Genomic DNA, 26,091 nt, shown 5'->3' with positions numbered 1-26,091 from the left:
ATATCAGCTACAAGCTTTTAAAGAGAGGTCTGTCATATAAAATTCCTTGTCAAGGCTATTGCATTCTGTCCTTGTGTTTGATAAAATATCTTTTGTTCTTATTGTGAAGAATGTCGAGTTCTATATAATCTCGATTGTTATCATTTCGGGAGGTGAAACGGATGCCAAACATTAAATCAGCTATCAAACGTGTAAAAACTACTGAAGCTCGCCGTGCTCATAACATTCAAGCTAAATCAGCTATGCGTACTGCAATCAAAAACTTTGAAGCTTTAGTTGAAAACAACGATGTAGATAACGCAAAAGCAGCATTTGCTGTTGCTTCTAAAAAATTAGACAAAGCCGCACAATCTGGTCTTATCCACAAAAATGCTGCAGCTCGTCAAAAATCTCGCTTAGCAGTAAAACTTAACGGTTTATCTGCATAATTGAGACAAAAACGATCCCATTAGGATCGTTTTTTTATTGCGCTCTTTTTAATAAAAACAGCTGTAAAATAAGCGCTTTATCCATTTTTCCCGTCTTCATTTCATAATCTGCCTCTGCTAAATCCTTTAAAATTCCTTTAAGCTGCTGTTCCTCAAAACTTCTGCTCTGCTGCAAAGCGATTTTCACACGAAACGGATGAACCTTAATCGTTTGAGCAATTTGCTGCTGACCGTACCCTTGACTAGACAGCTGCTTCGTATGATAAATTAAACGAAACTGCGTCGCTAACAAAGATAAAATTTTAATAGGCTCTTCGTTGTTACGCAGCAAATCCTGATACATATTTAAAGCGATAGAAACCTTTCGCTGAATAACAGCATCAATAAGCGTAAATACGTTTTGTTCAAGCGTTTTTGCCACAAGCTTAAGCACCACTTCTTTTGTAATGACTCCTCCTTGTCCAACGTATAACACCATTTTTTCAATTTCATTTGTCACGAGCGTTACATTAAGCCCCACAAGCTGAATAAGCAGCGTTTCAGCATCTTCATCCATATTCACTCCATCTTTTGAAAGCAAATTATGAATCCACTGCTTCATTTCTTTTTCACCAAATTCGTTCGCTTCGATGTAAGCTGCTTGTTTTTTTAATAATTTTGTTATTTTTTTTCTTTCATCCAGCTTTTCATAAGGGGCTAGAAGAATTAATGTTGAAAAAGACGGGGGCTGTTCGACATATTGCTGAAGTTTTGCCAGATCATGCTCAACTTTATCTTTTGATTTTTCAGCCGTTAAAAATGCTGCATTTTTCGCAACCACTACACGCTTGTCTCCTAAAAAAGGAAGCGTTTCAGCATCTTCTAGAACTTGATCAATCGATGTCTCTTCTAAATCGTATAGGGACAAGTTAAATTCTTTATCTTCTTCATTCAACGTATAGTCGACGATTTTATCTCTAATCTTTTTACTCATAAATGCATTAACCCCGTGTATTAAATAAACGGGGGCGATATTATTTTTGGTAATACTTTTTAAGCTATCAACTGCCAACGTATATACGCTCCTCTTTTTTTATTCATCTATATTGATTATGTATAGTTACTGATAAACAAAATACAATTTCTATCGTAAAGGTGTTATGAGTTTTTGGCAACAATACAAAAGGAATTGTCTTAAAACGACAATTCCTCAGTTTATGATAAACATCAACAATATAAGCCCTAGGTTACTTATTTGTTAATGATTAAACCCTTATCTCTATTTTCTCCTCATGCTCATAAAGTATAGTTGTTAACTGTTGTCAGTTTGCGAAAACGCTTTTAAATTGTCTAGATTTTTAAAAAAAGTTAGATTATACTGTAAACAGGAGGGGTGTTAATGAACCAATTTGAAGAAAGTGTCCAAAGTAAACGCAACGACGCTGTCGATTCTGCCGTAGGATTTGGTGTTTCATTTGGCTTTTTCACTGCCTTATTTGTTATTGCAACTGTGATTCACTACTTGGGTTCGTAAAATTGCTTCAAGGCTGCTTCTTAGCAGTCTTTTTCAGTTCGTTTTTCTTACTATAGACTATGGAAGTTGCTGCGAAAACGTTCCTGACTTTTTTGTAAATTCATACATTACCCCACCATCTTCATCCGTTCGGTAAATATACACCCCGTAGCTTTTCAGAAGCTCTAATATTTCTTGATGAGGATGACCATAACGATTTTTTTGCCCCGCTGAAACAAGCGCTACTTTAGGGTTTAAATGTTGAACAAACTCTTCTGAAGTTGAGGTTTTACTGCCATGATGACCCACTTTTAATACATCTGCTTTAAGGTTGGGAAAGTCTTTCAATATTCTTTGTTCTCCTTCCTTTTCTAAATCTCCGGTGAATAGCCATCTTAAATTTCCTAACTTAGCGTCTATTACAATTGAGCCGTTGTTGCTCGTTTCTTCGAAACCTATGGGAGAAATAACCTGAAATAAGACACCTCCTTCTTGCCAGCTATCTCCTTGTTGAACAATTTGAACAGGCACGCTTTGTTTTTGAGCAGCGATCACCAAGCCAGTCTCTACGTCATTTAATTCGGCTTTTTTCCCAAGCACCAGCTCTCCGACAGCCACTTGTGAAAATAAATGCTGTGCCGCCCCTGCGTGATCATAATCGCCGTGTGTAATAATCATTTTATCTACCTTTGTCATTCCTTTTGAATGCAAAAAGGGAACAAGTACGTCTTCTCCCACGTCAAAAGAAGAACGGCGTTTTTGCCATGGTTCTTTTGGAAATGAAACGGTTCCTCCGGTATCGATCATATACACGCCTTTTCGATAAGGAAGCTCAATGATAAAGCAGTCTCCTTGTCCTACATCGACCATTGTGACCGTTCCTTTTGGATTCAAATAAGGATACATACATTGTGCGGCTAACAATGCCGCGAGAAGAAACATATAGCGAACGAAAAATTTCCCTTCTTCGACCGCCACAAATAAAGCATAAATGCATAGGTACATGCCCAAAAACAGCAAAATGTGGGGTTTTCCCGTTACGAAATCAGCGGGAATCCACTCAAAAAAATCAAGCAATTTTTCACAAGCAAGTAAAAGAACATGAAGAATTTGCTCCAGCAATTCACTCAATCCCGGCAAGATGATACGAACAAAAAGAATGAGCAAACAAAGAGGTAATACAACAAGAGAAAACAACGGTACAAAAACCATATTTAATGGCAAACTGAGGAGAGATACTCCATAAAAATAGTACAACAATAAAGGAAGTGAACTGACTTGTGCAATCGCTGAAACAGCCATGAGCTGGCTGAAAGAAGAATGAAAACGAGGTAAAATTGTCTGACTCGATAAAATCAAGGCAAAACTAACGGCAAAAGAAAGCTGAAATCCTACATCAAATAAATAGTACGGTTTGAAAAGCAGCATGCTCATAAAAGCAAGGCTGATGCTATCAACCAAAAGAATTTTTCTTTGTATTTTTATCGATATAAGCATCAGCATACTCATAAAAACAGCTCGGACAACTGAAGCGCTGCCACCGGCCAAAACCATGTATACAGGAAGAAGCAAAAGTAAAAGCGTAATGGCTCGCTCGCGCGTTATTCCAATCCGAATGAGCAAATAAAAACACATCGCTGTCAGCAGTCCAACATGAAGACCTGATATGGCAAGCAAGTGTATTAAACCAAATTGCTGATAGCGCTTGATACTCTCTTCTTCGATCCCAGTACGCTCGCCGTAAATTAGTGCCTGCATAAATCCAGCGCCTGGATCCGACATGTTTTGTTGAATATAATTAATTCCTTTTTGACGAATAAAGGTAAGGTACGTAAGTGGAGTTAAGGTGGGGAGCTGGCATTTTGCCAAATCAAGTCTCTTGACGTTAAGCTGCCAATGAATAGACTGATGGTATAAATATTGCTGATAATCAAATGCATGAAGGTTACGAGCAGATGAAGGAGAAGTTAATTGCCCTGCTAGTTGACAAACTTGATGAATCGTTAGCTTTTCGAGCTGCTGTTTCTCTTCCAGCGTTTTTAGTTTATAAAAAGCCATGACTTCTTCATTTTGAACCGTAAACTTAAAAGTAAGCTTGTCGCCGTCACTATGCGGAACAGATGAAATTTCGCCTGTAAAAGTAGAAGATTCAGCTAAAAGAACCGTTTTGTTATGGTTATTTGCCTCAGCTAATAGGTAGACGCACAAAACGCTCAACAGTGCAGAAGCAATAACCACTTTCCTCGGACATTGTAGCCATTGAAAAATGAAAAGCACGATTAGCAAAAACAGGCTTACAGCGGAATGATTATCATATACATATAAGGCTAGCATCATGCTAAAAGCACAGTAAATATAATATCCTTTCACTTTTAGCTCCTTTCTTCCTTAAAAGAAAGAGGCTTCTTACTGTTACCAAGTAAAAAACCTCTTTTACCTTTAATTTGCCGTAAACAAAGCGAGAGCTTCACGCTGTAAATTCATCACTTCTGCTTCGTCAGCTCCGCTTTTTTCTAAACGAGTGAGAACATCCGTTACAAATTGAAGCTTCTCTTTACTTTTTAAGTCAATGATTGCTTCATCAAGTTCAACTTTTGCTGTTTTCACTCCCGCCTGTTCAAATAACTCAACAGCATACGGATGATTTTTGTAATCATTAGCATAATATACTGTTTTAATTCCCGCTTGAATAAGAGCTTTACAGCAGTTTAAACAAGGAAAATGCGTGACGTATACTTCCGCATCTTCTGTCTTCACACCAAACTTAGCACACTGCAAGAGTGCATTCACTTCTGCATGAACAGTTCTTACGCAGTGGCCATCAATTACATAGCAGCCTTCGTCAGCACAATGCACGCCTCCGCTGATCGAACCGTTGTATCCTCCAGCTATAATACGTTTATCACGCACCACTGTAGCTCCAACAGCCAGACGTTCACAAGTGCTTCTTAAAGCTAGCAAATGGCTTTGTGCCATAAAATATTGATCCCATGAAATCCGGTTCATCTCATTCCCTGCCTTTTTATTTAAAACTGAATAATGATACTTTTCTCTTTCATAGTGTAGCGTTTTTTTTCCTTTTTCGTCAATAAGTCTCTACTGTACCGTAATTTGAGCTTTAATTTTTTCTAGCGACTTCTCGCCAATACCTGATACTTGTCCCAAATCCTCTACTGTTTGAAACAAGCCATTTTCCTCTCGATATGAAACGATGGCACTGGCTTTTGAAGGTCCAATGCCATTTAACGTTTGCAGTTCATCAGTGTTCGCTGTATTGATATTAACAAGGGGCTGATCATTTGAAGTTCCTGAGGAAGAAATTGAAGAAACTGGAGATGAAGGGGGGATTTCTTCTCCAGCAGCTGGAATATACACAGCCATTTCATCTTGTAGCTTGCTAGCTAAATTGAGCTGTCTTAAGTCCGCTTCTTTCGTAGCGCCTCCGGCTTGTGCTAGAGCATCTTTTACCCTTGCATCTTTCGGAAGCTGGTATACACCAGGCTTCTGAACAGCTCCTTTAATATCCACCATCACAAACGGGGAATCTTGGCTTGAAATTACTTGATTAGACGACTCTCCTTCTTTTTTTGTACCAGAAGATTCTGCCTTGATTATATCTGAGGTTTGAAGAGAACTTTCCGGTTTCTCTCCTCCTGTTCGATAGATATAAAAAGCCAACCCAACTGCTAAGCAAATACACCCAATTAGCCATTGTTTTTTTGAAAAAGTCAACTTGTACACTCCTTTGAATTTTGAAGTAACGTCATAAATTCAATTACGTCTTCATAGTGTTTAGAAGAAAAGGCTTTTGAAGGAGGGAATGAATCAGTGAACATAGGGTTTATCGGAACAGGAAACATGGGGAAAATATTAATTGATGCGTTTATTGAATCAAAAGCCGTACGTCCTTCTAAAATTACTATTATGAATCGTACAAAAAAAAGGGCCAAAGAGATTCAACAGCAGCATAAGAAAATTCATGTTGCTGATACAGCTGAAGAAGTTGTTCACGCATCCAAAGTCATTTTTATTTGTGTTAAGCCATTGGATATTCACCCCCTTTTAATACAATTAGAACCACTGCTGACGAAAGATCACTGCATTGTATCCATTACGAGTCCAATTAGCGTAGAACAAATCGAACGCCTCATTCCGAGTCAAGCAGCTAGAATTATCCCTAGCATTACGAATCGGGCATTAGCAGGTGTTTCTCTTTTCACGTTTGGAGAAAGATGTACGCCTTTTTACCAAAATTATTTACATGAATTATTTTCATCTATGTCAAAGCCTGTGGCTATTGATCAAACGATTACCCGCGTATCATCCGATATCGTAAGCTGCGGTCCTGCATTCTTCAGCTTTTTGCTTCAACGCTTTATTGATGCAGCAGTTCAAGAAACAAATATTTCTGAAGAAGAAGCTACCGTCATGGCCAGCGATATGATTATTGGAATGGGAAAACTGTTGGAAAAAGAAATATTTACGCTTCCTACCTTGCAGGATAAAGTATGCGTAAAAGGCGGTGTAACCGGAGAAGGTATTAAAGTTTTAGAAGCTGAACTCGGAGAGATGTTTGTGCACGTATTTCAAAAAACACACGAAAAATTTGACGAAGACATTGAGCTTGTTCACAATCAGTTTGATAGTCTTATTCCATAATTTCTGTAGAAATCCTGCTTTGAAACAAAAAAAGAAGCCTCTACTCGGCTTCTTTTTTTTGCGCAGAGAAAAAGATGCGCTCACTGTTTGAAGTAGGCTTACTCATTTTGAAATCTGCACTTACTTCTATATTTATAAAACCAGCTTGGCTCAACCATGATTGATAATGGTCAATCGACCAAGTGCGCTGAGCATGCACCTCATCAAAGCGATGATATGCATCGATTTCTTCATCATAAGCAAAAAACGTAATATCATGCTCTACACGCATGTCTGTATCGTCATAGGTGCAGTTCCAAATATATGACACGTCTTCATCTACATAAGAAAAAGATTGATTTCCAAATACGTCCTTCATCTTGTGCACTGAATGAACATCAAATATGAAGAGCCCACCTGGTTTTAAGTGTTTATATACACGTTGAATGGTTTCTTGAACTTCTTTATCACTTTGCAAATAGTTCAAAGAATCACAAAAGATTACTACACAATCAAACTCTTTCAATAACTCAAGTTCCGCCATGTTTTGCTGAAAAAGAGATAGCGTTACCCCTGCTTCTGCTGCCTTCTCTTGAGCTACCATAAGCATATCATCAGACAAATCAACGCCGACTACGGAGAAACCTTCTTTTGCAAATCGAACGGAGAGTTCTCCCGTGCCGCAGGCAAGGTCTAATATACTGTTAGGCTTTGTTTTTGCTTTTGCCACCTGCTGATTAAAAAATTCAGCCCAATCGTCATACGGAACGTCTGCCATTAGCTGATCATATACGTAGGCAAATTCTCCGTACCTGCTCATAGCTGTAGCTCTTCTGAACTTACAAATGGTGCATCTCCCCATAAGCGTTCTAAGTTATAATATCCGCGCTCATCTTTATGGAAAATGTGAACCACAACATCTCCAAGATCAACAAGCACCCACTTAGCCTGCTCAAACCCTTCTAAACGCTTCACAGAAATGCCTTGTTCGTGTGCTTTTTCTTTAATTTCACGAGCAATTGCCTGCACTTGTTTATCTGAGTTACCGTGACAAATAACAAAATAATCTGCCACAAGTGAGATTCCTTCCATATTTAACGCTACGATATCGATTGCTTTTTTATCATCGGCTGCTTCTACAACAAGAGATAGCAATTCACGTTCAGTCATGTGTTTGACCTCCTAAGATTAAATCATTATATGTCATCATCGTATCGGGATAAACGGCCTGATGTTTGGTCATTAAAAAAGAAATAGTATTCTTTAATGATTGAATAAGTGCTGCATTTAAGTCGGTTTTAGCTAACTCCCGCACTTCATCAACACCTGGAAATCTCCTTCCAGGTTCAATATAATCAGCAACGTACACAATTTTTTCAAGTAACGTCATGCCAGGTCTTCCAGATGTATGGTACGCAATTGCATCCAATACTTCCTTATCCGTAATCCCTACTTCATTTCTCACTAAAAACGCGCCTACTGGAGCATGCCATAATTCGGTATTGTATTCCAATAAAGAAGGGTTCATGTTTTGATCAATAATAATTTGCTTCATCTCTTCCTTTGGACGAAACTTGGCATAGTCATGAAAAATAGCTGCCAGTTCTGCTTTTTTTTCGTCTGCTTCAAAACGTTTAGCTAATTCAATTGCTGTTTCCATTACCCCGACAGTATGAATATAACGACGTTCTGTTAACTGTTTCTTTACGATTTCTAATGCCTCAGTTCGATTCATATAATTGATTCTCCTCGATATATTGTTTGACACCAGCAGGTATAAAATAACGAATGGTTTCTTTCTTTACTACTCGTTCGCGAATAAAGGAAGAGGAGACATCAAACTGCGGAACTTCTACTTCTTTTATCGGGTAAGGGGACGTAATGGTATACCCCGGGCGCTTTACACCTACAAATGTAACCAAATTGACTAATTCATCAATTTCATACCACTTCGGCAAATATTCTACCATATCAGCACCAATGATGAAATGAAACTGATACGTTGGATATTTCTCTGTTAGTATTCTCATCGTATCATATGTATATGAAGGCTCTTTGCGCTCAAACTCAATCGGCTGCAGGGTGAATTGATCATGTTCTTCAATAGCTAGCTCTAGCATTTGTAAACGATGATATGGCTCAATAGGCTCTTTGATTGTTTTATGAGGTGGAATATATGACGGCATGAACCATATCTCATCTAATTTCAAGGCATGCAAAACCTCATTTGCCATCATTAAATGCCCCAAATGAGGCGGATTGAACGTTCCACCTAAAATTCCAATACTCTTCAACAATCCCCGACTCCTTTAATTTACTTCATTTTTAAATAGAGCGGGTTTCCCCGCTCTATTTCATTTCACTTTTGGAAGCATTAACTGCTTATTTTCACGTGATTCTTTATATAACACAATTGTATTTCCAATTACTTGTACAAGCTCTGCTTTTGTTCCTTTTGTTAATCGAGCAGCAACCGTGTCACGATCTTCGTCACAGTTTTGCAGAATGCTTACTTTTAATAATTCTCTTGCTTCTAATGCATCAGCAATTTGACCAATCATATTTTCATTGACTCCACCTTTTCCTACTTGGAAAATTGGATTTAAATGATGTGCTTTTGAACGTAAAAAACGTTTTTGTTTGCCTGTTAACATAAAAACCTCCGTTGTATCTTATCTCTTAGTTAGTGTTGAAAGAACAATGTGTTCCATTGCCTCTTCGTCAGGACGGACCTTCGTCCATTTTTCAAATGCAAGTGCACCTTGCAGTACAAACATACCAACACCGTTATGAGTGCCTGCCCCTTTTGCTTCAGCCTCTTTCAAAAGCTTTGTTTTTAAAGGGTTGTAAATAATATCGCTGACTACCGCTTCTTTTTGCAATAAAGTAAGTGCTAAAGGCAGCTCATCAACGTTAGGATACATCCCCACCGAAGTGGTATTAATAATAATATCGAATGTATCTAGTTGTTTTTCCGCATCAGAAATAGACATCGCCGCCGTTTTCGTCGAAAAAGGCAGCTCGTTAGCTAGTACAGCTGCTTTTTCGACGGTACGATTGCATATCGCAATTACATCGGGAGCGTGCTGAGCTGCAATTGTATAAAAAATAGCTTTCGCAGCTCCTCCAGCTCCAATAATTAAAATTCTTTTTTGGGATAAGCCGCCTTCTACTGCTTTGAGTAAAGAAGTCACATACCCCTCTCCGTCGGTATTGTATCCAATATAACGGCCATCTTGATTAACAACTGTATTTACAGCGCCAATTGCCTTTGCTAATGAATCGACTTCATCCAAATGATTCATAATATCAACTTTATACGGAATCGTGACATTAAATCCTTGAATGTTTTTATCTTTTAGCTCTCCAATAGCTGACTCAAAATGAACAGGTTCAATTGGAAAAGCCTCATAATGCGCATCCATGTTCAGACGTTTAAAGGCATCATTTTGCATCAATGGCGATAGTGAATGCCCAAGCGGATAACCAACTAGCCCATATAATGTACTCAAGATTTTTTCCCCTTTTTGTTTAAATTAAAGAATCGCGCACAAATACGCCGACTCCTTTTGGTGCATGCGCCACAACTTTTGAACCTGACTCATTAACCGTCACCCAGCCAAGCCCTGAAAAAACAATATCCGTCTTTTCATTTTTGATTGTAAATTCATGTGCAACAAGTTCAGGAAACTCACTCATTTGCTCTGGGCGCGGCGGCTGAAGCAGTTCACCTGCTTGCTTTTCATACAACTCATCTGCTTTTTCAAGCTTTGTACGATGGATATGCAAATCATTCGATACATAACATGTTAACGACTTGCGGCCTCCCTGTACATAATCTAAGCGCGCCAGTCCTCCAAAGTATAACGTTTGCCCTTCGTTTAGCTGATAAACCTTCGGCTTTATTTCTTTTTTAGGAGAAATTAACTTTAAGTCTCGTTTATCTACATAGTGAGCCATTTGATGATGATTAATAATGCCAGGCGTATCATATAAAGACGCGCCGTTATCAAGCGGGATATCAATCATATCAAGCGTTGTGCCCGGATATTGAGACGTAGTAATAATATCTTTTTCTCCCGTTACTTCTTTAATAATGGCATTAATAAATGTCGATTTACCAACGTTTGTACATCCAACAACATATACATCTTTACCTTCGCGATAATGTTCAATGGCTTCGGCAATTTCTCGAATTCCTTGTCCTTTTTGCGCGCTCATGAGGAACACATCCACTGATTTTAGGCCAAGCTCTTTCGCTTCTCGCTTCATCCAATGAATTAGTTTATTTTTCTTTATAGACTTGGGCAATAAATCTGCTTTATTTCCCACTAAAAGAACCTTATTATTTCCAACAAATCGATGCAAACCAGGTAACCAGCTGCCGTTAAAGTCAAAGATATCTACAACTTTTACAACCAAACCGTCCGTTTGACCAATTCCATTTAAGATTTTTAAAAAATCATCGTCTGTTAAGGAAACATCTTGTACTTCATTATAATGCTTCAAGCGAAAGCATCGCTGGCAAATAATAGCTTCTTTTTCTAATGCTGATTTTGGAGCGTAGCCAAGTTCATTCGGTCGTTCTGTTTGAATCTCCACTCCGCATCCTACGCACTGTATTTTTTCTTCACTCACGTTTTAATCCTCCCAGTTAATCATACCTTTTCGTTTCATCCAACCTAAAATTCTTCGTTCCATTTTACGGTTAAATTTCGTTACAAATCCATCTGTTTGCGCAACTGGTACAACCAAAACCGTATATACGCCTAGGCGATTTCCTCCTAATACATCCGTTAAAAGCTGGTCGCCAATGACCACAACCTCATCTTTTTGCAGCTCCATATCACGAAGAGCTCTTCTAAATGCTTTACGCATCGGTTTGCGTGCTTTATATACAAATGGAAGTCCAACTGGATCTGAAAACAGCTTGACTCGTTTCTCCACATTATTCGATACAATCGTAATTTTAATTCCACTATCTTTCATTAACTGAAACCACTCAATTAATTCCGGAGTGGCATCAGGGCGATCCCATTCCACCAACGTGTTATCTAAGTCGGTAATAATTCCTTTTATCCCGCGCTCTTTCAAATCGTCTGGCTTAATTTGAAACACGTTTTTCACATGTTCATTTGGTAAAAAAAGTTTCAACACGTATCATGCACCTCGAATATATAGTTACATACTAAAATTAACGCCGTCTATCATTATAACGACTTCTTGTTATTTTCCAACCTAAAATTTTATTCTCTTCAAAAACAGGTCTTTTCTTAGTATAAAGGATATGCCTTGTGAATGCTTTAACTTTATACAGAAAGTTATTGACAAAAGGCAGTAAACCTCCATTTGTTCGTGAGCTTACGATATATTTACCCACTGCAAACTTAAAATAAAAAATAGTGCAGAAAACGTTTATTACTTATCAAATAGGGTAAGTGGTAAACAAATTCTGTTAAAAGTTTTCGACAAAAAATGATAACCCCAACTATGTGGATAAGGTTATACACATTATCCTCTGTTATAGTTCAGCAATTAATGGTAATTATAAACAACATACCCACATTTTATCCACCGAAAGCTGTGGATAACAGAACGATTGTTCCTTTATTTGATTCATGTTAGATTATAAATAAGGAATTTATTAGCATTTAAATATAACTTTTTAGGATATTTATTTTAGTAGGAGGTGGCGGCAATCTTATGAGAAAATTATCAGATGAGCTGCTTATTGAGTCATACAGCAAAGCAACCGAACTGCAATTAAGCCCTGATTTTATAAAATTAATTGAAGAGGAAATTGAAAGAAGATCATTAAAGATTAGCATACAAATTCCTTCTTAACGAATAAAAGAGCCTTCTTAATAAAAGAAAGCTGCATCTTCATTTATCTATCTACTCTTTTATTATATAGGCTCTATTTTTTCAAATGAGCAATTGGTTCTCCACATTTTACGTAAGAACCTGAGTGGACGTTAGAATCAAAAGTGATTAAGTTCTTCTCAAATAATAAAATGACAGTCGAGCCAAACGTGAAGTAAGCCATTTCTTCCCCTTTTTCGACTACTTCTTTTTTAGAAACCGCTTCAATGCTGTTTATAAACATGGCTCCTACTTTTACCATCAGCATGTGACCATTTTCAAATGTTAACTCCGTGAGCTTCCGGAAATTTTTCACAAGCGGTTCTTTCCCATACTTGATTCCTAATGAATTTACTGGATAAGACTTTTGTCCAACGGTCCACGTATTCCCTACTTGTGCTTTAAGAGGACTGTGAATGCGATGATAGTCTTTTGGACTAAGATAGAGGATGATAAACTGTCCTTCTATATATTTTTCAAGAATGAGATCATTTGAAACCATTTCCTGTATAGAATAAGGTTTGTTTTTTACAATCATTTCTTTTTGAGGCGTAATGACTCCATATGCTTCTATCTTTGCATCTACAGGACTGACAACGCTGTCTTTCTGCTGATCGACCGGACGGGCAGAAGGCTTCAAACGACGAATAAATAGCTCGTGTAAGTTTTGATAATGATGCAGAGGCTTGTCCATTTCTTCTTTATTTACTTTAAAAACTTTTGTATAGGAGGGTATAATAAACCGACTCCATTTAGAGAAAGTGAATTTTCGAATGAGCTTCGATGATCCCTGGTGATTCGTAAGCTCAATAAACGTTCGATACAGGTGCTGCAACAATAATTTTACCTCCACATACTGAATAGTTCTTTACTAGAATAAGGTTTGCGTCTACAATGAAATTACCATTATTTTTACCTTTAGTTCATTCCATCCTTTAAAGGAGTGAGGAAATTGTTTTTATTAGACTATCTAGATCATACAATTAAAAAGCTGAGATCCCAAGCGGCAAACTCCTTAACGATTGTTAATTTAAGTTTAGGAAGCTTTGCTATTTTATTTGTCATGAAAAATGAATTGAACTTAAGTTTATTACTAATTTTTTTAGCAGCGTTAGCAGACCGATTCGACGGCATGGTAGCCAGAAAGCTGCAAATTGAATCTGAACTTGGAAAACAACTGGACTCCATGTGCGATATTATATCATTTGGCATCGCTCCAGCTCTACTACTTTATCAAAGTATTTTATCTCACTTTGGTGCTGCAGGTTCAATTGTTACCATCTGTTACATTGCTTGCGGAGCACTTCGTCTTGCCCGCTTTAACATCACAGAAAATACTGGGTATTTTACAGGGCTCCCTATTACCGCAGCAGGTTGTTTATTAACTCTTAGCTACTTGGGCGTCCCTTATTTGCCTTCACACTTTTATATGTTTTTAATTATCGTACTCGCTTGCTTGATGATTAGTACGTTCAAGCTAAAAAAAGTATAGAGCTCCATTTACTTTTACAAAGGAATATTATCATCTTGCTTCTTTTCTTAATTATAGAATAAATCATCTTCTTTAAGAAACAAAGCGAAAATTCCTTAAGAATTCTTAAAAATGAATGGTTCTATTCGGTAGGATATGTCATCTAAAAAAACTCATGCACATGCATGAGTTTTTTTTAACACCAGCAGCTAAAAAACCAATAGAAGCTTCCGAAAATTAATAACAGAACAAATAGAACAATCAACAATCCAAGTCCCCAGCCGAACCCTCCTCCGCATGGGTAAGCTGGATAATTAGGATAACAGCAGCCTCCGTAACCGTACATACTCTCCCTCCTTACACTATGAACTACTACTAGCGTATGTACATACTTTTTCTCTGTATAGGCTGGTAACTATCTCTAAAGAAAAATCTGTGGACTTTTTCAAACTCTCTTGTCCCTGGGGGGAATTTTAAACGTACAGGCAAAGACATCCTTCTTTTTACATATAGTGTAATGTTAGTCTCTCACAGGTTGATATCCCCTTATGGAGGTGAAGAGATGTCTGCATTATTTACCGCACTAGGCTATTTCTTTAAAGAATTGGTTTTCCTTGTTTCCTACGTAAAAAACAATGCGTTTCCTCAACCCTTGTCTGCTGCTGAAGAAAAGAGATATTTATCTTTAATGGAACAAGGAGATCAAGAAGCGCGAAACCTTCTTATTGAACACAATCTCCGACTCGTTGCGCATATTGTTAAAAAGTTTGAAAACACGGGAGAGGATGCGGAAGATTTAATTTCAATTGGGACAATCGGTTTAATTAAAGCAATCGAAAGTTATTCGCAAGGAAAAGGAACAAAATTAGCTACTTATGCCGCACGCTGTATTGAAAATGAAATATTGATGCACTTGCGAGCGCTCAAAAAAACAAAAAAAGATGTGTCGCTGCATGATCCAATTGGCCAGGATAAAGAAGGAAATGAAATCAGTTTGATTGATGTATTAAAATCAGAATCAGACGATGTAATTGATATGATTCAACTAAATATGGAATTAGAAAAAATAAAAGAATACATCGATATCCTCGATGATCGAGAAAAAGAAGTAATTGTTGGCCGCTTCGGTTTGGATTTGCAGGATGAAAAAACCCAGCGAGAAATTGCAAAGGAGTTAAATATTTCAAGAAGTTATGTTTCGCGAATTGAAAAGCGAGCGCTGATGAAAATGTTTCACGAATTTTACAGAGCCGAAAAAGAGAAAAAAAAGAGCGGAAAGAAGGAGAATTAATCCTTCTTTCCGCTCTTTTTTTAAAATAATTTCCAAATGATAATCCGCAGCAAACACATCATTACTCCCCCTACTAGTCATTTAGGTGGAATCTTTCTCCACAAGCAGCCATACAACGATATATCCTTTTTGATTAATCATCATTCATCCACTCCTTTCCACTATTTAAATTAGAAATGACGATAAAATTCATACTTGCGGTCTTTTATTTCTTCTTCTAATTGTCTTACATACTGTTCATGCTTAATTTCTTCCTCTGAGTATTGACGGGACTTTATGGTAATAGTTAAAAAGAAAATATTCAGTGTCATTCCAATCACCTCCTTATACAAAAAAAACCACAGTTATGCATAAGCATCCTGTGGCTGAAAGACAATAAAAACCACAGGGCTACTATTCGCACCTGTGGTGAATTAACGTGTTTTAACGATCAAGGTAAGAAAGTTACTTGATACAGGAACACGGCCGAATAGTATACATATATAGACGATTTTTGAACATAGCCCAAACTGAATGATCCATACCTGATAAACGTCTTAACATATGACTCGACCTCCTTTTAATAAAGTATTTTCCTTACAATGGTAATTATATCCACGAACTTATAAAAAGTAAACTGTTTTTTTGAAAAATAGGGAATTTTTTTATTTTTTTAACCCTCATAAAAAAAGACGATGGATCATCGCCTTTTTGTATCTATTATTCTTTTTCTTTCATTAATTCTTTTTTTAGTTTTTTAGTTTGATAACTAAAATAAAAAGCAAGGGCGGTAAAAAGAATAACGATCGCTTCCATTATTCCAAGCTGCATATCACTTTTTTCACCTTGGCCAATCATAACACCAATATACAAGAATGTACTTACGGCTAGAAGGACGTAAATAAAGCGGCTGTAATCTTCAATTTTTGCTTTGATGTGTTGAGCTTTCATACAATCACCTTCTCAGTAGAATGTTATAACTCTACTCTATCATAGATCTATAGGTCTATAAAAATCCTATTTTTACCACCTTTATTCCAATGCTCTTTCTAAGTCTTCAATTAAATCTTCTACATCTTCAAGACCTACAGAAATACGAATTAATCCATCTGTAATTCCTAGCTCTTTACGTCGGTCGCTCGGTATAGAAGCATGAGTCATTTTAGAAGGAATGGAAATGAGGCTTTCGATGGCTCCTAAACTTTCTGCTAATGTAAAATACTTCACTTTGCTCAGTACTTCTTCCGCTTTCTCTTCGCTTCCCACATCAAACGAAACCATTCCCCCAAAACCTCTTGCTTGCTTTTTAGCAATGAGGTGGTTTGGGTGGGTTTTTAATCCTGGATAATATACTTTTGCCACAGCAGGATGGGCAAGTAAAAATTCTACTATTTTCCCCGTGTTGAATTCGTGTTCTTCCATTCGTATTCCTAATGTTTTAATCCCTCTCATTAAAAGCCAAGAATCCTGAGGTCCTAAAATGCCTCCAGTCGCATTTTGGATAAAATGAAGGTCTTCAGCTAATTTAGGTGAATTCACCACTGCTAGCCCTGCTACAACGTCACTGTGTCCCCCTAAATACTTAGTTGCACTGTGCAGAACAATATCTGCGCCTTTTTCGATAGGATTTTGCCAATACGGCGTACTGAATGTGTTGTCAACGATGGTAAGTAAATGGTGTTGTTTAGCTACTGAAGAAGCATGCTGCAAGTCAGTAATTTTTAGAAGAGGATTCGTTGGAGTTTCAATAAAAATGGCTTTTGTGTTAGGGAGAATTTCTTTCTCGATATTTTGGATATCGCTTGTATCAATAAAAGTAGCCTCAATGCCGATACGGCTTAGTACCTTTGTGATCACTCGATACGTTCCTCCGTATACGTCATCTGTAATTAACACATGATCTCCGCTGTTAAACAGCATGAACACGGCAGTAGTAGCGGCCATACCAGATCCAAACGCAAACCCAGCATATCCTCCTTCAATTTCTTTGATAAGTTCTTCTAGGGCATGACGTGTAGGGTTACCGGTTCTCGAATACTCATATCCCGTATGTTTTCCCGCTCCCTCTTGTTTATAAGTACTCACTTGATAAATAGGAACAGAGACAGCACCCGTCTGTTCATCGCCAACAATTCCACCATGAATCAACTGTGTTTTACGTTTCATCTTATCTTCCTCCACTGTAAATATTTTTACTTAAGTACCGTTCACTGCTATCCGGAAAAATCGTGACGATATGAGCCCCTTTTTCTGCATTTTTTGCTTCGATCAGGGCTGCTTCAAAGGCTGCTCCTGAAGAGCTACCTACTAGTAACCCCTCTTTTAAAGCCAGCTCTTTCACTCTTTGAAAAGCATAAACATCTTCAACAGTATGAATAGCATTAAAATAAGACCGCTCCATATAATCAGGGATGAACTCCATTCCAATTCCTTCAGTTAAGTGAGGACCGGATTTCCCCCCGTTTAAAATTGAACCTTCTGGCTCCACGATGACTGTTTTTAGAGAAGGATTTTTTTCTTTCAAAAATTTCGCTGTACCCATAAATGTCCCCCCTGTACCTGCTCCAGCTACAAACACGTCAACTTTTCCATCAAGCTGTTCATATATTTCTGGCCCTAAGGTTTTATAATAAGTCATAGGGTTGGCCGGATTAGCAAACTGTTGAGGACAATAAGAACCAGGGATTTCACGCAGCAGCTCTTGAGCTTTGTTTATAGCACCTTTCATACCAGCTTCAGTAGGCGTTTGAACCACCGTTGCCCCCAAAGCCTTCATAAGCTGCTGTTTTTCAATACTGAATTTTTCTGGAACACATAGTATGACGTTTATTTCGTACTGAAGAGCAGCTAAAGCCAGCCCGATCCCCGTATTCCCAGCAGTAGGCTCAACCAGCGTTCCGCCTCGCTTCAGTCTTCCAGAGCCAAGAGCTTCTTGCAGCAGTTCTTTTCCTAAACGATCTTTTACACTTCCTCCTGGATTAACATATTCCAGCTTGGCAAATATCCTGATTTCCCTAGGTAAATCAAATTGTTTAATCTCAATCATAGGTGTGTTTCCAATCAATTCATGAACGTTTTTGACTACCTTCATAATCTTGAACACCTCGCTATCGAAATAATATAACTTAACCTATAAATAAAGTAGGAATTAAGATAAAAATATAGTCTACACCCCATGTTATGACAAACGATGCAGAGTGTAGACGAAAACAAACTCTATATTTTATGAACAGCTTATTTTAATTTTGTGATAAAATTCAATACTAATTTCGTTGAATTAACAGCTGCTTTTTCTAAAAATTGCTCAAAAGAAACATTTGATTCTTTGCCGGCGATGTCAGAAAGAGCACGAAGAATAACAAACGGTACGCCAAATTGATAGCATACTTGAGCAACAGCCGCTGCTTCCATTTCAGCTGCATAAAGGTCTGGAAACTTAGAGCGAACAAACTCTACGCGCACAGGATCGTTCATGAACGAATCTCCTGTAGCAATTAATCCTTTTACAATTTTCATATCCGTTACTTCAAGAGCGCTTTCTTCAGCAAGGCGAACTAGTTTTTCATCTGCTTTAAAAGCTGCAGGCAAGTTTGGCACTTGACCGTATTCATAGTTGAATACCGTTACATCTACATCATGATGACGAACTTCTGTTGAAATAACCGCGTCCCCTACGTTTAACTCTGGATGGAAACCGCCTGCTGATCCTGTGTTAATAACGTAATCAGGTTTGAACTTCTCTAGTAAGATGGCTGTAGATAACGCCGCATTTACTTTTCCAATACCTGATTTTAATAATACAACCTCCACGCCGCTGATTGTTCCTGTTGAGTATTCACATCCTGCGATTACTGTTTCTTGACGATTCTCAATTTTATCGCGTAAAATCGTCACTTCTTCTTCCATTGCTCCAATGATTGCTACTTTCATTTTAAAACCTCTTTCTACTATTGTTTCGTTGCCTCCAATACCCACACAAAGTGATTAAATTGTGTAAAGGTTATGTGAAAACCATTGCTTTCAAAGATTTGCTTTAAGACAGGGATCGTTGTATAGTATTCCCTCTCTAGATCTTCTGCTAGTTGCGTATACCCTTTTTGTTTTGCCTGAACAATGGTATCAGCAAATGAATCCGCTGTTTCAAACATTGTATCGGCAAACACTATTTTACCACCGGTTTGAAGTAACTTTCCATAGTTTATCACAGCTTCTTCTTTTTCTTTATCTGTTAAATGATGAAATGCATACGTACTAACTAAGCTCTCTGCTGGAAACAACGATGTATCAAACTGTAAAAAGTCTCCCGGTGTGACTAAAACATCTGCTCCTAATTTCTGGTGTGCCAATTGTCTCATTGGCACTGACGGCTCAATTCCTACTACCGTAAGTTCTTTTTCTAAAAGTTTTTTTGTTAAGTTTCCAGTGCCTGTTCCAAATTCTATCACATGCCCTATTGAACGGTCTGCTACATATTCTAAGATTTCATTATAATTGCGAAACACTTCTCTATACTGTTCATCTTTCCCGCTTACCGATGCATCATACTCATTCGCCCACTTTTCAAAGATATCTAAAAACTCTAGCCCCATAAAAAACGCCTCCTCATAACTAATAATTCTTATGGATATAGTATGTTTTTAGTCATCGTTTGTTCTTCATTTACAAATATTTTAAGCTTTTAACTTTCTATTTGCTATACTATAGTAATGAGGTAAGGAGGCCGTAAGATGAATTTTGAATTTGAAATGATTGAAGATAAAATAGAATTTTTTGAAGCGCCTGATGTTAAAATGCTTGAAAAACAAATTGCTGAAAAAATTGATCAAAATAAGGCGATTTTACTTGAGGTACATAGCGTATCTCATCAAATGTCTGTGGACTATGAACAAGGTAAAAAACTGTACTCTGCAGTTGTTCATTTCAAAATAAAAAAGCAGCGCTAGCGCGCTGCTTTTTTTATTGAAGCTTATCCACTACTGCGGGCTTCCAGCCTTCTCCATCTACCCATTCAATTTGAACGCGGTATTTTGTTGATGAGTTGCCTTTAGGACTAACCGTAGCTACGGCTTTACCTACGCCACCGTTATTACCTAGACGCCATACGGTCATATTGCTTGGGCTAATGCCTGACCCTTCGCCTACAGCTTTTAGCATTTCGTTCCAATCCGTTGATCCTTTTTTATATGTTGCTGCAGGAGCATCTTGTGATGTACCTACTGAATCCCATGAAGGATCTACCTTGCGTTCTGCCACGCCAGGCTCTGGATTTTTCTCTACTTCAGCCTGTGAATCTGAGTCGTTTGATTCTTCATCTGTTGCTTGATCATCTTCAGAGCTTTGATCGTCCGTTGCTTGATCCTCTGTTGCTTGATCATCTTTCGAAGAATCATCGTCTTTTTTAGCCGTCTTGTCCGTTTTTTGGTCATTTGTTTGCGGATTGTTTTGAGTTGTTTCCGCTTGGTTATCCGATTTATCCTTGTTTCCAAGAATCATCGTACCACCGACAAATACAATTAAAACCGCTACGACAGCAATTAACAGATTATATAATCGGTTTACTTTTTTTTCTTTGTTTTCGTGTCTTGAAGAACGATTGTTATTCATTGCTACAATTTCCTCCAACTTTTATAATGCTTTATTCTAACATGTGTTTTCTTATACATGAAGCATCAAAATTTATTTGAAGTATATTTGTAATATTTTTTACAAATTCTTCTTGTTTTAACGTGTATTTAAGTCATACATCCCTTTAACAATATCATAAAATACGCTGTTTGTGGGAGATATCGCACTTTTTGTATTTAAATCCACTACTACCATTGCGTATTTTGGATCATCTGCCGGAAAGTAACCCGCAAACCATTTATTGACGATATCGGCCTTCACATTGATTTCAGCAGTTCCTGACTTTCCTGCCACTTCATAAGGAAGCGTTTGAAATCTTCTTCCTGTTCCTTTTTCGCTCTGTACGACGCCTTTTAAAAGCTGCTGCATAGAAGCAGCTGTGGCTTCATTAATCGTATCTCCTTTTAGCTCATGCTCTTTAAACGTATACAGTGACGTATTGTTTTTATAGTCCAGTGCATCTACCGCTTTTACCTGCTTCTTTTCTCCTCCCCGTGCAATTGTCGCCATCATATTTGCTACTGCAAGCGGAGTCACTTTTACGTCAAGCTGTCCAATTGCTGTTTGCGCTACAGCATTTGGTACTTTTTTTTCTCTATCATTTGTCCAAACTCTTCCCGATTTTTCTCCTAAAAACTGCTTAAAATGTTCAAAGTGAAACACATCACCCGTCCATCCTACAGGCTGAAGAAGCCCTAACTTATCAGCATATTGTTCAATGATATCCGGATTAGATATTATCATTTCTTTTGCTAGCTGGGCAAACGTTGCATTACAACTTTGCGCAAAGCTTTCTTCAAACGTCAGCTGCCCTTTTTGATGATCTTCTTCTACATTATTGCCATAAATACTTTTATCGCAGTTATAGGTAAAAGAAGGCTGAATTTTATTTTGTTCAAGCGCTGCAGCTGCTGTTACGGTTTTAAATATAGATCCAGGAGTTTGCGGCGTCAGCAAACGATTTTCTACGCTGTCTGAACCGTTTTGCTTTTTAAATGGATCTTTCTTATTAATTGAAGGCCTGCTGGCCATCGCAATTACTTTATTGTTTTTTATATCAATTAAGACGGCTCCTCCGTCTTTTAACTTATAATGATTCAATGTATTCTCCACTAGCTCCTGAGCAGACAAATCAAGCGTCGTACGCACACTGACTGGATAATAAGGGTTAGCTGTGCCCGTATATTTTACATCGATGCCAAACATAGGCCCACCTAGTCGATCAACATGATAAAGGAGCTTAGACTCTTGTTCAGGCAGCAAAAACTCGTCAAAAGCCCTCTGCATCCCTGAGATACCTACAGGCGTAGTTGATTTAATAGCTCCATTTTTCAATTTATCACTGTACTTCTCTTCAATTATTTGTTTGCTTTGTGCTTCTAGTCCGATTAAATGTTCAGCAAGAGGAACTGGACGCTCATCTTTTAGAGGAATTCCAAACACGCCAGGTACCTTTAATGCATTTATTTTTTCGACTTGTGCATGGGATAATTCTTTTGTAATAACAACCGGTGTTTTAGCATTCGCTAGTCTGTTCGTTAATTCCTGTGGTTGCATTCCCACAATTTCGCTTACTTGCTGAACGGGCCACTTCATTTTTTCTAAAAATGGAAACAGGACTAAGCGATTATGCGTGATAGATGTTAAAGACTGTCCATTTTTATCTTCAAATTTCCCTCGCCCGTCGTCTACCACCATTTCCTGCGTACGCTGTTTTACGCTTCCTTCAATTAAGTTAATATTTTTATCAGTAAAAGATTCTGTGCTGACAAGCTGGAGTTGAACAAGCCGTGCTCCCAGTCCACTAATTAATAATAAAATAAAAATAAGAGTAATATAAATTCGCTTGTGAATTATTTTCATGACTACACCTCACTCTTTACAAGTGTCGACGTTGCCATTACTTTTAAAACCATTATCTTAAGAAATATTCATTCTTTTTTTCATTCCATAAAAAAACTTGCTGATTCAGCAAGTTTTTATTATTCATTTTCCGTTAAAAATTGTTGAGTTGTTCGTAGCTTTCCTATTTTCGGAAAGATGTAAGAAAGAGTGGCTTCATGCTCTTCTTTTGTAAATGTCGCCATGGCATCCGTGATAAAAATTTGGTTATATCCATACTGAAATGCTTCACGAGCTGTGCTTTCCACACCAATATTTGTTGCAATTCCGCAAAGGACAATTGTATCAATTCCTCTTCGGCGAAGCTGAAGGTCTAAATCTGTCCCAAAAAAGGCTCCCCACTGACGTTTTGTCACAATGTAATCAGTCTCTTGAACATTAAGTCTTGGATCGAATTCTGCCCAGTCTGCAGGTCTTTCTTGAGGAGCAGATGGCTTTTGATCCGTTTCTGGCGTCAACGCATCTTTTCCATCTTGAAAATCTACTCGTACAAAGCTAATAAATCCATTTTGTTCGCGGAAACGATTCACAAGCTGAACAGATTTTTCTACGATTTCGTCTCCTCCAATTGGAACAATCCCTTTTTGTAAATCAATTAAAACAAGCGCTGTTTTAGTAAAATCGATATCTTTCATCTTCATCTTTCCTTTCCTTTCCTACATATCTTTTCTATTCTCTCCGTTTTTTTAAATCATATAAAAAAAGCTGACGCGTGTCAGCTTTTTTACTTACGAGCATTCAGTAGAACGCTTCCAACCATATGTTTTACTTAACAGATACAATTTTCACTGACATATCTCCACCAGGAGTTTGAACAGTTACTTGATCTCCAATTTGTTTGCCCATTAGACTTTTAGCAATTGGTGAATCATTTGAAATTTTCCCTTCAAATGGATCTGCTTCTGCACTACCTACAATTGTATACGTTTCTTCGTCACCATCTGGCAACTCTACAAATGTTACAGATTTACCTAATGATACGATAGAAGAATTTTCTACATCTTCTTCAATAATTTTCGCATTGCGAATCATATTCTCAAGCGTTGTAATACGTCCTTCCACGAAAGCCTGCTCGTCTTTTGCAGAATCGTACTCAGAGTTCTCCGATAAATCTCCAAAACTGCGGGCGATCTTGATACGCTCTACAACTTCTTTACGTTTTACTGTTTTTAAATATTCTAGCTCTTGCTCTAGCTTTAGCTTTCCTTCTTCTGTCATTGGAAATACTTTTTCTTGTGCCATAATCCCTTCACTCCTTCTTGAACTCAAAATCTCTAGTGTATACAGTCGATTTCTGTATGTACAAAAAATTTTCCACTCTGTGGAAAAATCAGTTAATAGAGAAATGACAGCTTCAAAATAGAAGCTGCTCGTTTCTCTATTCTTTATAATGTTTGTGTTTAGTTAGCAGAATATGTCTGCATTGTCTTCAAAAAAATTCCTGCATCTATGCTATGTTATTATAAAATGGCATTTTGTTCAAGAATTGTTTGAATTTTAGTGACCATCAAGTCAATCGCTACGTGATTTTGACCGCCTTCAGGAATGATAATATCTGCATAACGTTTTGTCGGTTCAACAAACTGATTATGCATCGGGCGAACGACAGATACGTATTGATCAACAACTGACTCAAGCGTACGCTCTCGTTCTTTAATATCACGAAGCATACGACGAATGATACGAAGATCCGCATCTGTATCTACATATAGCTTGATATCCATTAAATTACGCAATCGCTGATCTTCTAGTACAAGAATACCTTCTAAGATAATAACATCTTTTGGTTCTTCTGTAATGACCTTCTCAGAGCGCGTATGAATTGCGTAATCATATACCGGTTTGTCAATGCTCTCATAATTTAATAAGTTTTGCAAGTGTTCAATCAGCAAATCATTATCAAATGCTAGAGGATGATCGTAATTTGTTTGCAAACGCTGTTCAAACGGTACATCGCTTTGATCTTTATAATAATAGTCTTGCTCAAGAAGCATAATAGAATGCCCTTTAAAATACTCATAAATAGCTTTGGTTACAGTTGTTTTACCAGAACCGGATCCACCAGCGATACCGATTACAACGGGCTTTTTCCCCATTTTATATTTAAATCCCCTTTCGCATCATGTTATATGAAAATAGAGGTTGGTCCACTTTAAATTTCACAATTTGCAGCGGATGACGCGCAGCATCTAGTTCATTGCCATCTTCGTCCCAAATTTTATCTATTTTTTGCGTAAAGTTTTTAATTTCCGGACCAAAAAATTCCACTTCTTCTCCCGGTTTAAAATAGTTACGCTGTTGCAATGTCACGATGCTTGTTTCTTCATCATAATTCAATACTAAACCAGCAAAATCAAATTTTGTTTTCTTGCCGTGTACGCCAAACATTTGTTCATCCACTCCAGGAACCCCTTCAAAAAAGGCGGGAGCCGTATCGCGGTTCGCACATTTGTCTAGCTCATCAAGCCATTCTTTTTGAATCACAAAATTCTCAGGATCTGCACAGTATGCGTCAATCACTTTGCGATATACGCTCACCACTGTTGCAATATAGTGGATCGACTTCATACGTCCTTCAATTTTCAAGCTATCAATACCCAGCTCAATCATTTGAGGGATAGATTGAATTAAATTTAAATCTTTTGGACTCATTGCAAACGGATCGTCTTGCTCATCAAATAAAGGCGTTTCCGTTTTACCGTCTTCTACTTTAAATAAATCATAGTCCCAACGGCATGATTGACAGCAGCCTCCGCGGTTTGAATCACGCGCTGTCATGTGGTTACTTAGCACGCAGCGGCCTGAATAAGCAATACACATCGCTCCGTGAATAAAAGCTTCAATTTCAATATCCACTTTTTCTTTCATTTCGCGCATTTCTTCAGCACCCGTTTCACGAGCAAGTACAACACGTTCTAATCCTTCTTCTTTCCAGAATTGAACGGCTTTCCAGTTTGAAAGTGATTGCTGCGTACTTAAGTGTACTTCAAGCTTAGGTGCAACGCGTCGACAGGTTTCGATAATTAACGGATCAGCTACGATGATTCCAGAAACGCCAGCGCGCTCTAATCCCATTAAATAATCTTCAAGTCCGTCCATATTTTCATTGTGAGCAAAAATGTTTGTTGTAACATAAATACGTGCGCCGTATTTGTTTGCAAACTGAACACCTTCTGCCATTTCTTCAAATGTAAAGTTATCTGCATTTGAACGAAGGCCAAACTCTTTTCCTCCGATAAACACAGCATCTGCTCCATAGTGTACGGCAACTTTTAATTTTTCAAGGTTACCGGCTGGAGCTAACAACTCAGGCTTTTTAGTAATAACTCGTTTACCTTCTACTACAGTATCGATTTGAACAGCCATCGTTTGTACCTCCTTTGTTTATCTTTCTTTGCATGCT

Annotated in this window: 33 protein-coding genes; 7 read left to right on the top strand and 26 right to left on the bottom strand. The window is 37.7% G+C overall.

Translation table 11 applies throughout. The annotated features are described in order from the left end of the window. Positions 1–161: 161 nt before the first annotated feature. Positions 162–428, top strand: coding sequence for a 30S ribosomal protein S20 (gene rpsT, locus ACH0CI_RS01650; RefSeq protein ID WP_013085065.1), 267 nt, complete (start codon positions 162–164; stop codon positions 426–428). A 34-nt stretch (positions 429–462) separates the two neighbouring features. Here rpsT and holA read toward each other — a convergent pair whose 3' ends face one another. Then, on the bottom strand, positions 463–1,479 hold the full coding sequence (gene holA, locus ACH0CI_RS01645; RefSeq protein ID WP_099331296.1) for a DNA polymerase III subunit delta: 1,017 nt from the start codon (positions 1,477–1,479) through the stop codon (positions 463–465). A 327-nt stretch (positions 1,480–1,806) separates the two neighbouring features. Here holA and ACH0CI_RS01640 point away from each other — a divergent pair, with 327 nt between their 5' ends. After that, positions 1,807–1,941 (top strand): YqzM family protein, encoded by a 135-nt coding sequence (locus tag ACH0CI_RS01640; RefSeq protein ID WP_013059251.1) that lies wholly within the window; start codon positions 1,807–1,809, stop codon positions 1,939–1,941. Positions 1,942–1,998: 57 nt separating this feature from the next. Here ACH0CI_RS01640 and ACH0CI_RS01635 read toward each other — a convergent pair whose 3' ends face one another. The 3 genes from ACH0CI_RS01635 to ACH0CI_RS01625 form a co-directional block, all read right to left on the bottom strand. Continuing rightward, a complete protein-coding gene (locus ACH0CI_RS01635) occupies positions 1,999–4,290 on the bottom strand; it encodes a DNA internalization-related competence protein ComEC/Rec2 (RefSeq protein WP_406900804.1) in 2,292 nt (763 codons plus the stop codon). Between the two features lie 69 nt (positions 4,291–4,359). Then, entirely contained in the window at positions 4,360–4,926 is a 567-nt protein-coding gene (locus ACH0CI_RS01630) for a ComE operon protein 2 (RefSeq protein ID WP_335707209.1), read from the bottom strand. Between the two features lie 90 nt (positions 4,927–5,016). Beyond that, positions 5,017–5,652 (bottom strand): helix-hairpin-helix domain-containing protein, encoded by a 636-nt coding sequence (locus tag ACH0CI_RS01625; protein ID WP_406900803.1) that lies wholly within the window; start codon positions 5,650–5,652, stop codon positions 5,017–5,019. A gap of 96 nt (positions 5,653–5,748) precedes the next feature. Between ACH0CI_RS01625 and comER the strand changes: the two genes are divergently transcribed. After that, positions 5,749–6,579: a late competence protein ComER gene (gene comER / locus ACH0CI_RS01620; protein ID WP_154973095.1), complete on the top strand. Its 831-nt coding sequence runs from the start codon at positions 5,749–5,751 to the stop codon at positions 6,577–6,579. Between the two features lie 40 nt (positions 6,580–6,619). Here comER and ACH0CI_RS01615 read toward each other — a convergent pair whose 3' ends face one another. Genes ACH0CI_RS01615 through ACH0CI_RS01580 form a run of 8 tightly spaced genes read right to left on the bottom strand, consistent with a single transcriptional unit; the run spans position 6,620 to position 11,712 of the window. Further along, entirely contained in the window at positions 6,620–7,378 is a 759-nt protein-coding gene (locus ACH0CI_RS01615) for a class I SAM-dependent DNA methyltransferase (protein ID WP_028411663.1), read from the bottom strand. Continuing rightward, positions 7,375–7,728 carry a ribosome silencing factor gene (gene rsfS / locus ACH0CI_RS01610; RefSeq protein WP_013085071.1) on the bottom strand — a complete coding sequence of 118 codons (354 nt, stop codon included), beginning with the start codon at positions 7,726–7,728 and terminating at the stop codon, positions 7,375–7,377. Before rsfS ends, ACH0CI_RS01615 begins: the two co-directional genes overlap by 4 nt. After that, positions 7,721–8,293 (bottom strand): bis(5'-nucleosyl)-tetraphosphatase (symmetrical) YqeK, encoded by a 573-nt coding sequence (gene yqeK, locus ACH0CI_RS01605; RefSeq protein WP_028411664.1) that lies wholly within the window; start codon positions 8,291–8,293, stop codon positions 7,721–7,723. The genes rsfS and yqeK overlap by 8 nt, the downstream gene beginning before the upstream one ends. After that, positions 8,280–8,852, bottom strand: a complete 573-nt coding sequence (locus ACH0CI_RS01600; protein ID WP_335707211.1) for a nicotinate-nucleotide adenylyltransferase — start codon at positions 8,850–8,852, stop codon at positions 8,280–8,282. The genes yqeK and ACH0CI_RS01600 overlap by 14 nt, the downstream gene beginning before the upstream one ends. 60 nt (positions 8,853–8,912) lie before the next feature. Next, positions 8,913–9,212 carry a ribosome assembly RNA-binding protein YhbY gene (yhbY, locus tag ACH0CI_RS01595; protein ID WP_013059260.1) on the bottom strand — a complete coding sequence of 100 codons (300 nt, stop codon included), beginning with the start codon at positions 9,210–9,212 and terminating at the stop codon, positions 8,913–8,915. Positions 9,213–9,230: 18 nt separating this feature from the next. Then, entirely contained in the window at positions 9,231–10,070 is an 840-nt protein-coding gene (aroE, locus tag ACH0CI_RS01590) for a shikimate dehydrogenase (protein ID WP_099000501.1), read from the bottom strand. 19 nt (positions 10,071–10,089) lie between these two features. Beyond that, a complete protein-coding gene (gene yqeH, locus ACH0CI_RS01585; protein WP_028411666.1) occupies positions 10,090–11,196 on the bottom strand; it encodes a ribosome biogenesis GTPase YqeH in 1,107 nt (368 codons plus the stop codon). 3 nt (positions 11,197–11,199) lie between these two features. Further along, complete coding sequence (locus ACH0CI_RS01580) at positions 11,200–11,712, bottom strand: YqeG family HAD IIIA-type phosphatase (RefSeq protein WP_013059263.1); 513 nt, start codon at positions 11,710–11,712, stop codon at positions 11,200–11,202. Between the two features lie 549 nt (positions 11,713–12,261). Here ACH0CI_RS01580 and ACH0CI_RS01575 point away from each other — a divergent pair. Beyond that, the gene (locus tag ACH0CI_RS01575; RefSeq protein WP_013059264.1) at positions 12,262–12,402 is read left to right on the top strand and encodes a sporulation histidine kinase inhibitor Sda; all 141 of its coding nucleotides are present in this window, start codon (positions 12,262–12,264) and stop codon (positions 12,400–12,402) included. Between the two features lie 73 nt (positions 12,403–12,475). On the opposite strand, the gene ACH0CI_RS01570 is transcribed toward ACH0CI_RS01575, so the two are convergent. Next, positions 12,476–13,258, bottom strand: coding sequence for a phosphatidylserine decarboxylase (locus tag ACH0CI_RS01570; protein ID WP_335707212.1), 783 nt, complete (start codon positions 13,256–13,258; stop codon positions 12,476–12,478). A 114-nt stretch (positions 13,259–13,372) separates the two neighbouring features. Here ACH0CI_RS01570 and pssA point away from each other — a divergent pair, with 114 nt between their 5' ends. Then, entirely contained in the window at positions 13,373–13,912 is a 540-nt protein-coding gene (gene pssA / locus ACH0CI_RS01565; RefSeq protein WP_013059266.1) for a CDP-diacylglycerol--serine O-phosphatidyltransferase, read from the top strand. Between the two features lie 175 nt (positions 13,913–14,087). Here the strand turns inward: pssA and ACH0CI_RS01560 are convergent, their stop codons facing one another. Further along, a complete protein-coding gene (locus ACH0CI_RS01560; RefSeq protein WP_014458166.1) occupies positions 14,088–14,237 on the bottom strand; it encodes a hypothetical protein in 150 nt (49 codons plus the stop codon). A gap of 216 nt (positions 14,238–14,453) precedes the next feature. Here ACH0CI_RS01560 and sigK point away from each other — a divergent pair, with 216 nt between their 5' ends. Continuing rightward, positions 14,454–15,182, top strand: a complete 729-nt coding sequence (gene sigK / locus ACH0CI_RS01555; protein ID WP_013059268.1) for an RNA polymerase sporulation sigma factor SigK — start codon at positions 14,454–14,456, stop codon at positions 15,180–15,182. 170 nt (positions 15,183–15,352) lie between these two features. Here sigK and ACH0CI_RS01550 read toward each other — a convergent pair whose 3' ends face one another. The 6 genes from ACH0CI_RS01550 to ACH0CI_RS01525 form a co-directional block, all read right to left on the bottom strand. Then, entirely contained in the window at positions 15,353–15,493 is a 141-nt protein-coding gene (locus tag ACH0CI_RS01550) for a YrzI family small protein (RefSeq protein WP_014458165.1), read from the bottom strand. A 388-nt stretch (positions 15,494–15,881) separates the two neighbouring features. Then, positions 15,882–16,112, bottom strand: coding sequence for a YrhC family protein (locus ACH0CI_RS01545; RefSeq protein ID WP_028411668.1), 231 nt, complete (start codon positions 16,110–16,112; stop codon positions 15,882–15,884). Positions 16,113–16,193: 81 nt separating this feature from the next. Then, positions 16,194–17,327, bottom strand: coding sequence for a bifunctional cystathionine gamma-lyase/homocysteine desulfhydrase (locus tag ACH0CI_RS01540; RefSeq protein ID WP_406900802.1), 1,134 nt, complete (start codon positions 17,325–17,327; stop codon positions 16,194–16,196). A gap of 1 nt (position 17,328) precedes the next feature. Further along, complete coding sequence (locus ACH0CI_RS01535) at positions 17,329–18,252, bottom strand: PLP-dependent cysteine synthase family protein (protein WP_406900801.1); 924 nt, start codon at positions 18,250–18,252, stop codon at positions 17,329–17,331. 143 nt (positions 18,253–18,395) lie between these two features. Beyond that, positions 18,396–19,091: a 5'-methylthioadenosine/S-adenosylhomocysteine nucleosidase gene (gene mtnN / locus ACH0CI_RS01530; RefSeq protein ID WP_028411671.1), complete on the bottom strand. Its 696-nt coding sequence runs from the start codon at positions 19,089–19,091 to the stop codon at positions 18,396–18,398. 17 nt (positions 19,092–19,108) lie between these two features. Then, complete coding sequence (locus tag ACH0CI_RS01525; protein WP_013059274.1) at positions 19,109–19,750, bottom strand: class I SAM-dependent methyltransferase; 642 nt, start codon at positions 19,748–19,750, stop codon at positions 19,109–19,111. Positions 19,751–19,888: 138 nt separating this feature from the next. Here ACH0CI_RS01525 and ACH0CI_RS01520 point away from each other — a divergent pair, with 138 nt between their 5' ends. Beyond that, positions 19,889–20,104, top strand: a complete 216-nt coding sequence (locus ACH0CI_RS01520; protein WP_033579671.1) for a YrzA family protein — start codon at positions 19,889–19,891, stop codon at positions 20,102–20,104. Between the two features lie 13 nt (positions 20,105–20,117). On the opposite strand, the gene ACH0CI_RS01515 is transcribed toward ACH0CI_RS01520, so the two are convergent. The 6 genes from ACH0CI_RS01515 to ACH0CI_RS01490 form a co-directional block, all read right to left on the bottom strand. Next, positions 20,118–20,765 (bottom strand): YrrS family protein, encoded by a 648-nt coding sequence (locus tag ACH0CI_RS01515; RefSeq protein ID WP_328170663.1) that lies wholly within the window; start codon positions 20,763–20,765, stop codon positions 20,118–20,120. 117 nt (positions 20,766–20,882) lie between these two features. Next, on the bottom strand, positions 20,883–22,649 hold the full coding sequence (locus ACH0CI_RS01510) for a peptidoglycan D,D-transpeptidase FtsI family protein (RefSeq protein ID WP_028411673.1): 1,767 nt from the start codon (positions 22,647–22,649) through the stop codon (positions 20,883–20,885). A 119-nt stretch (positions 22,650–22,768) separates the two neighbouring features. Continuing rightward, the gene (locus ACH0CI_RS01505) at positions 22,769–23,329 is read right to left on the bottom strand and encodes an isochorismatase family protein (protein WP_372456109.1); all 561 of its coding nucleotides are present in this window, start codon (positions 23,327–23,329) and stop codon (positions 22,769–22,771) included. Between the two features lie 124 nt (positions 23,330–23,453). Beyond that, a complete protein-coding gene (gene greA, locus ACH0CI_RS01500; protein ID WP_013059279.1) occupies positions 23,454–23,930 on the bottom strand; it encodes a transcription elongation factor GreA in 477 nt (158 codons plus the stop codon). A 218-nt stretch (positions 23,931–24,148) separates the two neighbouring features. Further along, the gene (gene udk, locus ACH0CI_RS01495; RefSeq protein WP_071270532.1) at positions 24,149–24,784 is read right to left on the bottom strand and encodes a uridine kinase; all 636 of its coding nucleotides are present in this window, start codon (positions 24,782–24,784) and stop codon (positions 24,149–24,151) included. A gap of 7 nt (positions 24,785–24,791) precedes the next feature. Further along, positions 24,792–26,054: a peptidase U32 family protein gene (locus tag ACH0CI_RS01490; RefSeq protein ID WP_028411676.1), complete on the bottom strand. Its 1,263-nt coding sequence runs from the start codon at positions 26,052–26,054 to the stop codon at positions 24,792–24,794. Positions 26,055–26,091 lie beyond the last annotated feature (37 nt).

The organism is Priestia sp. 179-F W1.4 NHS, from assembly GCF_045369295.1.
In the GTDB taxonomy this organism is placed as follows: Bacteria; Bacillota; Bacilli; order Bacillales; family Bacillaceae_H; genus Priestia; species Priestia zanthoxyli.
This window is presented reverse-complemented; position numbering and strand designations above follow the sequence as displayed.

Coding starts and splice junctions, on each gene's coding strand:
- ACH0CI_RS01525 (WP_013059274.1), bottom strand. CDS start 19,750: ATGGGGCTAGAGTTTTTAGATATCTTTGAAAAGTGGGCGAATGAGTAT.
- mtnN (WP_028411671.1), bottom strand. CDS start 19,091: ATGAAAGTAGCAATCATTGGAGCAATGGAAGAAGAAGTGACGATTTTA.
- ACH0CI_RS01490 (WP_028411676.1), bottom strand. CDS start 26,054: ATGGCTGTTCAAATCGATACTGTAGTAGAAGGTAAACGAGTTATTACT.
- ACH0CI_RS01540 (WP_406900802.1), bottom strand. CDS start 17,327: ATGAAACGTAAAACACAGTTGATTCATGGTGGAATTGTTGGCGATGAA.
- ACH0CI_RS01550 (WP_014458165.1), bottom strand. CDS start 15,493: ATGACACTGAATATTTTCTTTTTAACTATTACCATAAAGTCCCGTCAA.
- sigK (WP_013059268.1), top strand. CDS start 14,454: ATGTCTGCATTATTTACCGCACTAGGCTATTTCTTTAAAGAATTGGTT.
- ACH0CI_RS01640 (WP_013059251.1), top strand. CDS start 1,807: ATGAACCAATTTGAAGAAAGTGTCCAAAGTAAACGCAACGACGCTGTC.
- ACH0CI_RS01615 (WP_028411663.1), bottom strand. CDS start 7,378: ATGAGCAGGTACGGAGAATTTGCCTACGTATATGATCAGCTAATGGCA.
- ACH0CI_RS01575 (WP_013059264.1), top strand. CDS start 12,262: ATGAGAAAATTATCAGATGAGCTGCTTATTGAGTCATACAGCAAAGCA.
- yhbY (WP_013059260.1), bottom strand. CDS start 9,212: ATGTTAACAGGCAAACAAAAACGTTTTTTACGTTCAAAAGCACATCAT.
- ACH0CI_RS01515 (WP_328170663.1), bottom strand. CDS start 20,765: ATGAATAACAATCGTTCTTCAAGACACGAAAACAAAGAAAAAAAAGTA.
- greA (WP_013059279.1), bottom strand. CDS start 23,930: ATGGCACAAGAAAAAGTATTTCCAATGACAGAAGAAGGAAAGCTAAAG.
- udk (WP_071270532.1), bottom strand. CDS start 24,784: ATGGGGAAAAAGCCCGTTGTAATCGGTATCGCTGGTGGATCCGGTTCT.
- ACH0CI_RS01630 (WP_335707209.1), bottom strand. CDS start 4,926: ATGAACCGGATTTCATGGGATCAATATTTTATGGCACAAAGCCATTTG.
- ACH0CI_RS01505 (WP_372456109.1), bottom strand. CDS start 23,329: ATGAAGATGAAAGATATCGATTTTACTAAAACAGCGCTTGTTTTAATT.
- ACH0CI_RS01545 (WP_028411668.1), bottom strand. CDS start 16,112: ATGAAAGCTCAACACATCAAAGCAAAAATTGAAGATTACAGCCGCTTT.
- rpsT (WP_013085065.1), top strand. CDS start 162: ATGCCAAACATTAAATCAGCTATCAAACGTGTAAAAACTACTGAAGCT.
- ACH0CI_RS01560 (WP_014458166.1), bottom strand. CDS start 14,237: ATGTACGGTTACGGAGGCTGCTGTTATCCTAATTATCCAGCTTACCCA.
- yqeK (WP_028411664.1), bottom strand. CDS start 8,293: ATGAATCGAACTGAGGCATTAGAAATCGTAAAGAAACAGTTAACAGAA.
- ACH0CI_RS01535 (WP_406900801.1), bottom strand. CDS start 18,252: ATGAAGGTAGTCAAAAACGTTCATGAATTGATTGGAAACACACCTATG.
- ACH0CI_RS01510 (WP_028411673.1), bottom strand. CDS start 22,649: ATGAAAATAATTCACAAGCGAATTTATATTACTCTTATTTTTATTTTA.
- rsfS (WP_013085071.1), bottom strand. CDS start 7,728: ATGACTGAACGTGAATTGCTATCTCTTGTTGTAGAAGCAGCCGATGAT.
- ACH0CI_RS01520 (WP_033579671.1), top strand. CDS start 19,889: ATGAATTTTGAATTTGAAATGATTGAAGATAAAATAGAATTTTTTGAA.